Origin of the sequence: uncultured Neptuniibacter sp. (assembly GCF_947498015.1) — a bacterium.
Lineage (GTDB): Bacteria > Pseudomonadota > Gammaproteobacteria > Pseudomonadales > Balneatricaceae > Neptuniibacter.
Genome location: NZ_CANMIR010000008.1, coordinates 83,490 through 95,473 on the forward strand (window position 1 = coordinate 83,490; position 11,984 = coordinate 95,473).

The 11,984-nt window shown below is 47.8% G+C and carries 7 protein-coding genes; 2 read left to right on the plus strand and 5 right to left on the minus strand.

What is annotated here, in order from left to right:
- Window positions 1–47: 47 nt before the first annotated feature.
- On the minus strand, window positions 48–350 hold the full coding sequence (locus Q0882_RS11530) for a hypothetical protein (protein ID WP_299181738.1): 303 nt from the start codon (window positions 348–350) through the stop codon (window positions 48–50).
- A gap of 131 nt (window positions 351–481) precedes the next feature.
- On the opposite strand from Q0882_RS11530, the gene hrpB reads away from it, so the two are divergent.
- Window positions 482–3,007, plus strand: a complete 2,526-nt coding sequence (hrpB, locus tag Q0882_RS11535; RefSeq protein ID WP_299181741.1) for an ATP-dependent helicase HrpB — start codon at window positions 482–484, stop codon at window positions 3,005–3,007.
- A 52-nt stretch (window positions 3,008–3,059) separates the two neighbouring features.
- On the opposite strand, the gene Q0882_RS11540 is transcribed toward hrpB, so the two are convergent.
- Entirely contained in the window at window positions 3,060–4,655 is a 1,596-nt protein-coding gene (locus Q0882_RS11540; RefSeq protein ID WP_299181744.1) for a methyl-accepting chemotaxis protein, read from the minus strand.
- Between the two features lie 379 nt (window positions 4,656–5,034).
- Window positions 5,035–7,908 (minus strand): RNA polymerase-associated protein RapA, encoded by a 2,874-nt coding sequence (gene rapA, locus Q0882_RS11545; protein ID WP_299181747.1) that lies wholly within the window; start codon window positions 7,906–7,908, stop codon window positions 5,035–5,037.
- Between the two features lie 147 nt (window positions 7,909–8,055).
- On the opposite strand from rapA, the gene Q0882_RS11550 reads away from it, so the two are divergent.
- Window positions 8,056–8,547: an NlpC/P60 family protein gene (locus Q0882_RS11550; protein WP_299181750.1), complete on the plus strand. Its 492-nt coding sequence runs from the start codon at window positions 8,056–8,058 to the stop codon at window positions 8,545–8,547.
- Window positions 8,548–8,583: 36 nt separating this feature from the next.
- Here Q0882_RS11550 and lhgO read toward each other — a convergent pair whose 3' ends face one another.
- Together lhgO and Q0882_RS11560 are read right to left on the minus strand one after the other, a co-directional pair.
- Window positions 8,584–9,780 carry an L-2-hydroxyglutarate oxidase gene (gene lhgO, locus Q0882_RS11555; RefSeq protein ID WP_299181878.1) on the minus strand — a complete coding sequence of 399 codons (1,197 nt, stop codon included), beginning with the start codon at window positions 9,778–9,780 and terminating at the stop codon, window positions 8,584–8,586.
- 53 nt (window positions 9,781–9,833) lie between these two features.
- On the minus strand, window positions 9,834–11,972 hold the full coding sequence (locus tag Q0882_RS11560; RefSeq protein WP_299181753.1) for a TRAP transporter fused permease subunit: 2,139 nt from the start codon (window positions 11,970–11,972) through the stop codon (window positions 9,834–9,836).
- Window positions 11,973–11,984 lie beyond the last annotated feature (12 nt).

Sequence of the window (11,984 nt, forward strand, 5' to 3'; positions counted from 1 at the left end):
ACATAAAAAAAGCAGCCTCAGGCTGCTTTATTTAATCCGGCAATATATCAATACCCGAGTTCACTTGGGTCAATGACAACACCCAGAGAGCGCTTATCTATAAAATTACCTTTACTGGTTTCTTTATAACGGAACGTCACCTTCTTACCAAGCTCAATCTCAAGCTCTTTATCTGCAGACATATATGAATACTCAATCCCGTCCACAGTAATCATATGTATGTAATAGGGAGGCATGCCTACCCATTCAACATGAGGACCATCTGTCACGACCTTTTCCAGCACACCTCGACCAGCCAGTTTTGGTGTTTTTTGGTAGCCGCCTCTACGACCTCGAAAGTTACCCGCCATTAAGGCTCCTTACAATTAACAACATAAAAACAGAAACATTGTGATCTCATTGTAGCTTTTGTCGCGATGACAACCAAACAGTTCTCCAAAAACTGTTAAACTTCTCATCACATTCTATCTATGCTACGCCTATGTCTTCACTTCCGATCCATTCCGCACTGCCTAAACTGTGTAAAGCCCTAAACACCAGAGATGAAGTTGTTCTTGAAGCTCCTCCCGGGGCAGGTAAAACCACGCATGTTCCATTAGCGCTAATGGATGAAGCCTGGCTGGATGGGCAAAAAATCCTCATGCTCGAACCAAGACGGCTTGCCGCCAGAGCCGCTGCCGAATATATGGCGTCTCAATTGGGTGAAAAAACTGGTGAGACCGTCGGGTATCGGGTGAGGCTGGAAACCCGTGTTGGGATGAACACCCGCATAGAGATAGTTACCGAGGGTATCCTGACACGCATGCTCCAAAATGACCCTAGCTTGGAAGCTTACGGCTTGGTTATATTTGATGAGTTTCATGAACGCAATCTGGATGCTGATCTGGGGTTAGCCCTGACCCTGGAATCCCGTTTAGTTTTTCGGGATGAGGTCCCTCTAAAGTTACTCATCATGTCCGCCACACTCGATGGAGCCAGAATCTCCTCAATGTTGGATAATGCACCGGTTATTTGCAGTGAAGGACGCAGTTTTCCGGTCAGGCAGATCTACTGCGGCATGCCGGCACAGCACGAATGGATTGAAACTAAAACCACAAATGTTATTTTGCAGGCTCTGGCAGAACAGTCTGGCAGCATTCTCTGCTTTCTCCCTGGTATGAAAGAGATCAGGCAGGTTCATCAGTTGCTGAGTGAACAACTCACTCCGCACGAAAGCTCCCAGATCATTCTGGCACCGCTCTTTGGCAACCTGACTCTGACAGAGCAGAAACAGGCGATCGAAACAGCACCAGAGGGACAGCGTAAAATTGTCCTGGCGACCAACATCGCAGAGACCAGCCTGACCATTGAGGGGATCACTGTGGTTGTTGATGCGGGTTTAAGCCGGGAGTCTCGTTATGATCCTAATACAGCGATGTCTCGCTTGCATACGCGGAAGGTATCTGTTGCAGAAGCGACGCAACGATCAGGCCGGGCAGGCAGACTCTCAGAGGGTGTCAGCTACAGGCTTTGGAGCGAATCACAACACAATCAACTGAATCCCTATGCAACAGCAGAAATTCTCAATGCTGACCTGACTCCCATGGTACTTCAACTCGCATGCTGGGGCGTAGATGACCCAGCCACCTTATGCTGGCTTGATCTTCCTCCTAAAGGAGCTTATCAGCAGGCAAGAGAACTCTTGTTGCAACTTGGTGCTATAGCAAGCACAGATCAGATTACAGCTCACGGTCAGTTAATGGCGGAGTTACCTGCTCACCCTCGAATTAGCCACATGCTGATTAAAGCGAGCCAGCTTGGACTACTAGAAAAAGGTTGCCTGATTGCCGCATTACTGACAGAGCGTGATCCGTTTCATGATCAGGGTGGCGCCATTCAGGCTCGAATCGACTGGCTTAATGAAACACCACGCTCCCATAAATCACTCTGGAAGCGTATTCATAAACAGGCTGCTTCGTATAAAAAACAGTGTCGCGCACTGCCGTTGGAATCAAACACTAACGGTTATGAGATCGATGAACTCTGCCAAGCAGGACTGCTTCTTGCCTTTGCATTCCCTGACAGGATTGCCAGGCAACGTACTCACAAAAGTCCCCTCTACCATCTGAATAATGGCCGGGCAGCGACGCTGTCTGACCATGACAAACTATCACAGCATAGTTGGTTAGTACTGGCCACACTTCAAGGTAGTGTTACTCAAGCCAATGACCGAATTACACTCGCTTCTCACTTTAGTCCGGAACTCGCCACAAGCTATCTTCCGGAGCTATTAACTGAAACAGAGGTGGTTGATTGGCGAGAAAAAGAGGGGCGTATAATAGCTGAGAAACACCGTATGATCGGCTCTTTGGTGTGGGAGAAACAACGACTGGAAAACCCCTCGGAGGAGCGGGTTACCCGGGCTCTGCTTCAAGCTATTACTCAGCGCGGTCTCAATCTGTTGCCATGGACTGATGAACTCAGGCACTGGCAAGATCGTGTCATTTTTCTCCATCGCTCTGCAAAAGAAGCGGGAGTGGATGAGCAATGGCCCGATATCAGCGATAGATGGTTAATAGAAAACCTGGATAACTGGCTAGCTCCCTTCCTTGGATCGATCCGCACGATCAATCAGCTAAAGCAACTGGATCTAAAGTCGGCGTTACACACTCTCCTGCCCTGGCCACTGCCACAGCAACTCGATGAACGCGCTCCGAAAAGATACAACGCCCCTTCCGGCTCAAATATCAGTATCGATTACTCAAGTTATCCCCCTGTACTGGCTATTAAGTTGCAGGAGATGTTTGGCTGCTGCTCAACTCCGGTGGTTGGCTATAACACGGCTTTTCAGATTCACCTGCTATCACCCGCCAGACGCCCGCTTCAAGTCACACAGGACTTAGAAAGCTTTTGGACAAATGGCTATCGGGATGTTCAAAAAGAGATGAAAGGACGATATCCAAAGCATCCCTGGCCGGATAACCCCTTAGCAGCACTTCCCACCGCAAAGGTGAAGAAAAGATTATAGATGACGACAAAAAAGCCACCCTGTGGGTGGCTTAGCCGGCAGATAGAATAGATCAGAGTCTGAACTTCATCACCAGTTGATTAAGTTCAGTCGCTTCACGGCGGATCTGTTCGGTTGCTTCCACAACCTCTTCGGTATCACGTTTTGTCTGACCGGCAAGGTCAGATATATTCACAACACGGTTATCTATATCCGCCGCAACAGATGACTGCTGATCAGCAGCCGTAGAGATCATCGTATTCATTGCAGAGATCGTATTAGTTGAACGGATAATCTCCTCAATCACTGCAGCCGCGGATTGAGCTAATTCACTACTGCGATCCGCCAGCCCAGTACTGGTATTCATCGATGAAACGGCTAGAGCAGCCTTCTTTTGCAACCTCTCGATAATCGCCTGTATCTCCTGAGTTGATTGTTGCGTTCTCTGCGCCAGAGTCCGAACTTCATCAGCGACAACAGCAAATCCTCGCCCTTGATCACCTGCTCTGGCTGCCTCTATCGCTGCATTCAAAGCTAACAGGTTTGTCTGCTCAGCGATGTCATTAATCACCGTCGTTACATTACCTACAGCACGGCTTTCCTCTTCAAGCGCTTCAAGCGTTTCAGCCGTTTCATTTAACATCTTCAGCATCTTCTGAGCCTGTGCTCCAGACTGCCCTACCACATCCCCACCACTTTTCGCATGCGCATCAGTATCCTGTGCTGCCCGCTCAGCCTCAACAGCGTTGTTTGCAACCTCCTGCACAGTCGAACTCATCTCATTCATTGCCGCTGCAACCAACTCGATATCTTCATACTGCTTACTCACTCCAAGGCTTGCTTCCGAGGTAGCAGCAACAACGTTATTGACGTGTTTTTCCGTATTTTTCGCCACGGTCTGTACAGTTTTCAGAAGCTCCCCGACATGATCAAGCATAGAGTTGTAGGCAGAAAACATCTGCCCGATCTCATTGTCTGTGTGACTGATATTAAAGCGATGAGAAAAATTGCCCTGCCCTACTTCCACCATCCGTTGATTCAACCGTGCGATGTTATCCATCAGCATTCTCAATCCAAATATCCGACCAAACACCACCAGTAGCAGGATCCCAACAACACAGCCCAATGCAATCATCAACTGATTCAGATTGGTGACACTGGCTTTATCAGTCATCAGCATAACTGCTTTATTCATCTCTTTAAGAATAACCGGAGAGTTTTTTGAGATAGCATCCATTGTTGCATCAGAAGGGTTTGCAACATGTCGGTTGATAAGGGATTTATACTCTTTCCAGAGCTGATCGACATGCCCCATCTGCAGCAATATTGATTGATCAGTCAGAGCGTTCATACCTAATGCAGGATCCCCTAACATAATGGTCTTATGAGAAGACTCAAACAACTCCATGGTTTTCTTCAATACAGAATGTTGCTCTACCTGAGCAGCAACCAGAAGAGCTTCTTTCGCTATCTTCTGGCTTAGCATTCTCTGTCGACCCGCCATATTAATTGTCTGCGGGTTAATCGCCATACTGAAATAAAGACTGATGCCTGACGATGCTGCCAGGAGAAACACGAGCGTATAGGATAGCGTGAACTGACTGTTTAACGTTTTAAACCCTAACAACCGTAAAGTACGATCGATCAAATCTGATAAAGCCCGGTACATGTGTCCCTCCTCGGGAATTACTGCAAATTTCCATAGCCCACTGGAGACAGACCGGTCTCCCGCTAGTGGCACACATAGTAGAGCATTAGGTCACGCTTCAAACTTGTTTAAAATCAAGAGTTGTACAATTACTTATAACGATATGAGTAATAAAATAAAAAAGCCCCTATAAGGGGCTTCAGAGGGAATTACTGCAAATTTCCATAGCCCACTGGAGACAGACCGGTCTCCCGCTAGTGGCACACATAGTAGAGCATTAGGTCACGCTTCAAACTTGTTTAAAATCAAGAATTGTACAATTACTTATAACGATATGAGTAATAAAATAAAAAAGCCCCTATAAGGGGCTTCAGATCATACGAGATTGAGAGACGCTGACTTACTCATGGGTTACAACCGCAACCCGGATAGAATCCATTTTAAGCGTCGCCTCTGCAAGTGCATCAAGCAGCTCTGATTCCCGCTGATCGATCGCATCGATCTCCTCCTGACGGATATTCGGGTTCACCTTAGCTAAAGCTACCAGTCTCTGCTTTTCGACACCCTGCTGCGAGATAATTTCATCACGCGCCCCCTTGAGCAGCGCCTGTTCAGTCTCTTCAACATCAGCCTCTAACTGCCCCACCAACCGAGAGATATCTTCCCGGGTATGCTTAACAAGGTTATACGCAACGCTTTTGCCCACTCGTTTACCCAGCGTGGCGAAATGCTGTTCAGTAATCACGGCAGTCAAATCACTTCCATTACTATCGATGACACGTCTAACGAATGCTTCTGGCAGATAGCGCTGAAGCTGAAGTGAGCTTTCGGTGATGCTGTGTATTCTGAAAATGGCCTCAATCAGCAAACTCCCCGCTTTAAGGGGCAATAGTTTCATGGTACACAAGGCCGAGCTGCCGTAACTACCCTCCAGCATAATCTCCATCGAACCGGCCACCATCGGATGCTCCCAACTCAGGAAGTGCATATCTTCCCGGGACAGCGCCTCATTACGAAGGAATGTTGCAGTCATGCCATCTGACGGCAGTCCGGGAAAATGGTTATTTAGCATATGATCACCCGGGTGCAGAATTACACCGTTGATACCGGTTGTCTCCTGCTCAACGCCGAAGTGATCAAAAATGCGCCCCATATAGGAAGCCAATTGTCCCGGCTGGCTGTCCTCTTCCACCGCATCCAGCAGTTTCTCAGCCGCATCTGTATCGCAGGAGTTCAACTCAAGCAATCGATCCCTTCCCTGCTGCAATTCAGATAGCAATTCATTCTGAGCGGATGAGGTCTGCGTGATCAACTGGTCAATCAGAGCATTGTTGTCCGGATGCTCCATCGCATTGTGTAACTCGTTCGCAAAACGCTGTAGCAAAACCTGACCTGTTGGACACACCTGTTCAAATGCGTTCAGCCCTTCAGCATACCAGCGCAGTAATACGGCCTGAGCGCTGTTTTCGTAATACGGCACATGAATATTGACATCTTTAACCTGACCAATACGATCAAGCCGCCCGATCCTCTGCTCTAACAGATCAGGGTTCATCGGCAGGTCAAACATCACCATATGGTTTGCAAACTGGAAGTTACGCCCCTCACTACCGATCTCTGAGCAGATCATCAGCTGAGCACCTTGCTCACTCTCAGCAAAATAGGCCGCTGCACGATCCCTTTCAACCAGACTCATCCCCTCATGGAAGAGCGCCGTTCGTTTACCTTCAAACAGGCGTAGCTGTTTTTCCAGTGTAATTGCGGTCTGAGCATGGGCACAGATAACAAGTATTTTTTCACCACGGAAATCATCTAACCACTTGATCAGCCAGTCTGCCCGGTTATCTTCCAGCAGCCACGCAGACCCCACACCATCAGCAATCAATGTTTCCGGGTGAAGCTGCTGATCCATCGGCATCTCCGCAATCACATCCTGATAGGCCTTCGGCAAAGCGAGTTTGTAACTATGCAGTTTACGCTCTGGGAAACCCTGAACACTCTCACGGGTATTTCTGAATAGGACACGCCCTGTCCCATGCTGATCCAGTAAAGACGCAACTGTCTGTGCTATCAGCTTGTCTCGCGCCTCAGAATCATCATTTTTATGTAGTTCCAGTTGATCCGCAGCCTGGTCTCCAAGATACTGATGCAGTAACTGGGTAAACGCAGGGTCGGCTAGCGCAGCATCCCAACTTTCAGGTTTCTGCAGAGTCTCGATTAACTGGTTTACACATTTGAATGCCTGCTCTTCATCAATAAATTTCTGCAGGTCATAGTAGCGATCCGGATCAAGTAACCTTAATCGAGCGAAATGACTTTCTATCCCCAGCTGTTCCGGCGTAGCCGTTAACAACAGTAATCCTTTGACATGATTTGCGAGAGTTTCAATGCAGCTGTAGGCATGACTGGGACCCTCCTCACTCCAACCAAGGTGGTGAGCTTCATCCACCACCAACAGATCCCACCCCGCACCTACTGCTTGTTTCAGGCGCTGCTCATCACGCGTGAACAGTGATAACGGTGAGAGCACCAGCTGTGCTGATTCAAAAGCATTGCCCTCAGCATCTGCACAGCGTCCCTCATCAATAATCGAGAAAAACAGGTTGAAGCGCCTCATCATCTCGACCAGCCACTGGTGTATCAGGCTGTCAGGAACGACAATCATTACGCGCTTCGCCAATCCAGCCACAAGCTGCTGATGAAGTATTAAGCCAGCCTCAATTGTCTTACCTAAACCCACTTCATCCGCTAAAAGCACTCGTGGTGATGTACGTTTACCCACCTCGGATGCGATATAGAACTGATGCGGAAGAAACTGCACACGTGGACCAATAAGCCCATACGCGGCTGAATTTTGGTGTTTATGCTGTAGTCTGAGCGTTTCCTGGCGTAACTCAAACTCACGTAGTTTATCAATCTGGCCTGCAAATAAACGCTCATAAGGTTTGCTAAAATGTACAGCACTTTCCAACATCGCCTCATGGATAACCTGTTCATTACCCTCAGCATCATCTCCCAGATAGATCACGCAACCGGAACTATATTCGTGCTGGGTCACTGTTAAGGCAACACCTTCATCATCACGAATATAATCACCTACCGGATAAACAATTCGGCTCAGTGGGGCATTACTCTGAGCATAAGTGCGCTCTTCACCAATTGCGGGAAACATCAGGGTAACTTGACGATTAGCCAATTCTGTCACTACACCTAAACCAAGTTCTGCTTCTGTGTAGCTATACCAACGCTGGCCAATCTGAAATTCTTCGGTCATTAAAAAATCGCTTACTCAGGCTATAAAAAGAGCTGGGCATGATAGGCAGTTAAACAACGAAAGCCAAACAGTTTTCAGCTTTTCTAAATATTAGTTGGGGTTATACTTATCGCAAACCAAAACAATGGATTCGAGGAGTGTTAGCGTATGGAGTTACTACGTTTTTTGGTCGCATTTGCTCTCATATTAACCGTTCAGGCCTGCAGCAACACTCCACATCATAAGAACGCCAGATCATCCCTACTTACTTTACCTGAATCTCCAATATCAGAAGCGCTTTTACGTCACCATCAACAGTGGCAGGGGACCCCCTATCTACTGGGTGGAGATAATCGTAAAGGAATCGATTGCTCTGCATTTACCCAAAACACTTTCAGAGAGCAGTTTGGAATTGAAATTCCCAGAACAACCTTGACGCAATTAGCGTATGGGGACACCGTTGCAAAGCATCAACTGAAACCGGGTGATCTTGTTTTCTTCAAAACCACAGCTAATAAACAGCGGCACGTTGGCATCTATCTGGAACAGCAGATTTTTCTTCATGCTTCAACCAGTCAGGGCGTCACTCTGAGTCGACTGGATAACCCATACTGGGCTTCACACTACTGGACCGCCAGACGCATAAAAGCCCTGAAGTGATCAGGGCTTACTCAAAAAGCAGGAAACTACAGTGAGTTAGTCTGTCACTAACTCACTCAGTTTTTCTACTATATGATTCCCAATCGGGATAGCAGAAGTCGCCGCAGGTGAAGGTGCATTACACACTGCTAACGCCCTTGAGGTGTTCATAAACAGAAAATCATCGACAATATCACCGTTGCGCGACACTGCCTGAGCACGGATACCTGCCGGGTAAGGTTTCATATCCTCTTTCTCAAGCTTAGGGCAGTACTTCTGAACTAACTTCAGATAACCCGATTTCGAGATCGAGTTCTTCAGTTCAGCCATACTGGCTTTAAAGTGCTTACATAGCAGTTTAATCATTCCCGGGTAAGTCAGCATTTCGAAGCTGTCTTTCAGACTGATCTCTGTCTTTTTGTAGCCTTCACGCTTAAACGCTACCACCGCATTAGGACCTACGGTCACGGTTCCGTCTATCATACGGGTCAAATGCACACCCAGAAACGGCAGATCAGGATCCGGTATCGGGTAGATGAGATGATTCACAATATCATTATGCTGCTCACCCAGAAGGAAATACTCACCTCTGAAGGGAATGATTCTGAAATCAGGCTCCATGCCCATCAGCTCAGCCATACGGTCAGATTGTAACCCCGCACAACTCACCACATACTTCGCTTGAATACGCCCAGAGGTTGTAAACACAGTTATGCGGTCAACAAACTCCTCAAACGCCGTAACCCGGGTATTAAACATCACGGTTCCACCAGCTTCCTCAATCAACTCTCCCATTCGAGCTGAAATCCGGGTGTAATCGACGATGCCGGTAGAGGGAACAAATATTGCTCCCACCCCGGTAATATTGGGTTCACGCTGTTTCAACTGCTGCTCATCAAGAACCGCAATCTCAATCCCGTTTTCAGCACAGCGTCCTACCAAACCCTGCATCCGCTCTAACTCAACCGAGTTTGTCGCAACTAATAGCTTGCCGCACTCATCAAACGCAATATCGTGCTCTCGACAAAATGCTTTAGTCGCCACATTGCCTTCACGACAAAACTTCGCTTTTAAACTACCTGGCTTGTAATAAACACCCGCGTGAATAACACCTGAATTATGTCCTGTCTGGTGCTGGGCTGCACTGGACTCTTTCTCTATGACCAACACTGAACGACCGGGGTATTTTTGTTGCAACTGCCAAGCCGTCGACATTCCTAAAATACCGCCACCAATGACGACAAAATCAAACATTTTGTTCTTAGATCTATCTGTCACGTTAACTACCTTAAATCTTCAAAAATAATTCAAACTGACACGCTGGCTGCATCACCGGTTTTGCGGTTCCAGATAAACAACAGCAGAAACAGCACGACTGCAGCAATATTGATGGCTATTACACCATGAGGCCAGAGTAGTGCCAGGGCTAATGCACCACATAAGAGGCGTAACAGAAGATTAAGACGATTCTCCAGATACCCCTCCATAAAACCGACAAACGCATACAAACCGAAAACTGCAAAGATAAAGATACCCATCACCTCAACCGCCGTTCCACCAATAAAATTGGTATAGGCAAAGAGTAACGGAACGATGTACAAACCTTTAGCGACTTTCCAGGCTGTAAAACCGGTCGCCATCGGGGGGGTTTTGGCAATAGCAGCGGCAGCAAATGCCGTCAGACATACCGGTGGAGTAACATTAGAATCCTGCGACAACCAGAAAATTATCATGTGTGCTGACAGCAGAATCATTGCCAGTACCTCAGGGGCCATCGCCTGCTCTAACAACTGCCCTTTGAAATCGGTTGGCACCATTGCTAACAACGCCTTAGCATCCACCTCAGACATAGGAGCTGATAACAGGCTCACCTTCTCCATATCCACTAACATAAAGATGGTTCGTGCGGCCTCCGGCAAAGTACCAGAGATCATCAGGTCTAGCAGACGGCTCTCAGCCATCAGATTATAGAGCGCTGGGGCAGACAAGGTTGCCAAAACGATATAGGCTGCCGTCACCGGTAGCCCCATACCCAGAATCAGGGACGCCAGAGCAACCAGTACCAGTGTAATAAAGAGGCTACCACCCGCCCACTCAGTTACCATCAGCGAGAAGGTATTCCCAATACCAGTCATCGCCACAACATTAACCACCAGACCGACCGAGATAAGTAGCATCGCTGTCGTGGCCATATTTTTTGAGCCCTGAGAAAGCGCATCAAGAATATCTTTCACACCCATAGGGTGCTTCGAGAGCCAGGATGAGACCACGACCGAAATAATTGAGAAACCCGCAGCATAGGTTGGTGTAAATCCATAGATAAGCAGACACACCAGCACCACCAGAGGAAGCAGAAAGTGCCATCCCTCTTTAAATACCTCTCCAAACGAGCGCGTGTCTAATTCAACTGCATGGGCATGACTGCGCTTAGCCTCAACCCGTACAAAAAAGCCAACAGAAAGGAAATAAAGCAGCGCGGGCAGTGCCGCAATTGCAATGATATCCAGATAAGATATTTGGGTATAAGAAGCCATAATAAATGCCCCTGCACCCATCACCGGTGGCATTAGCTGGCCACCCGTCGATGCTGCGGCTTCCACACCGGCAGCAAATCTGGCAGGAAAACCCGCTTTCTGCATCAAAGGAATGGTAATGACACCGGTAGACACTGTGTTGGCAACGGAAGAACCTGAGACAGATCCCATCAATCCAGAACCCATCACTGCAACAAATCCAGGCCCACCGACAAAGCGACCTGCTGCGCAGCGGGAAAGATCAATAATAAAATCTCCAGCACCCGACTTCACCAGAAATGCGCCAAAGAGAATAAACATAAACACGTAGGTCCAGGAGATACGGGCGATCTGACCAAACATACCTTCTGAAGAGAAATAGGAGCGGTAGAGCAGTGTTTCCAGACTTAAACCGGCAAACCCAAAGATGCCATCGACATATTGCCCCCACCAAAAAACGTAGGTGAGAGCAGCCAGTATCATGCATGGAATAAACCAGCCCGTAGTGCGCCGAGCCATTTCCAGTGCGATAAAAATAGCACAGATAGAAAACACCCAATCCCACTGGGCAAACTTCACACCCCGATCATAGAGCGCATCTTCGAAACCAATCAGGTAGAGCGTGCAGACTACCGCCGCCAGCCCAACCAATATATCCAGTAGCAGTGACAGCTTTCGATGATATGCCTTCTGGCTTTTATACATCGGAACCATCAGGGCACACATCAGCGCAAAGCCACCGAAATGGATTGCTGACACATAGAGTTCAGACCATGTTCCAAGTGTATTGAAATAGATATGCGCTAAGGCAAAAAGTACACCGATCCAATAGATGAAACGACCGGTAATCGATTTTTCTGGGCGTTGAATCAGCTCCAGACTTTTAAGCTTTTCACTGACCTCTTGATCGGTGACAGTGGTTTCGGTAGCCATACTAAGCTCGCT

Coding starts and splice junctions, on each gene's coding strand:
- Q0882_RS11540 (WP_299181744.1), bottom strand. CDS start 4,655: ATGTACCGGGCTTTATCAGATTTGATCGATCGTACTTTACGGTTGTTA.
- hrpB (WP_299181741.1), top strand. CDS start 482: ATGTCTTCACTTCCGATCCATTCCGCACTGCCTAAACTGTGTAAAGCC.
- Q0882_RS11530 (WP_299181738.1), bottom strand. CDS start 350: ATGGCGGGTAACTTTCGAGGTCGTAGAGGCGGCTACCAAAAAACACCA.
- Q0882_RS11560 (WP_299181753.1), bottom strand. CDS start 11,972: ATGGCTACCGAAACCACTGTCACCGATCAAGAGGTCAGTGAAAAGCTT.
- Q0882_RS11550 (WP_299181750.1), top strand. CDS start 8,056: ATGGAGTTACTACGTTTTTTGGTCGCATTTGCTCTCATATTAACCGTT.
- rapA (WP_299181747.1), bottom strand. CDS start 7,908: ATGACCGAAGAATTTCAGATTGGCCAGCGTTGGTATAGCTACACAGAA.
- lhgO (WP_299181878.1), bottom strand. CDS start 9,780: ATGTTTGATTTTGTCGTCATTGGTGGCGGTATTTTAGGAATGTCGACG.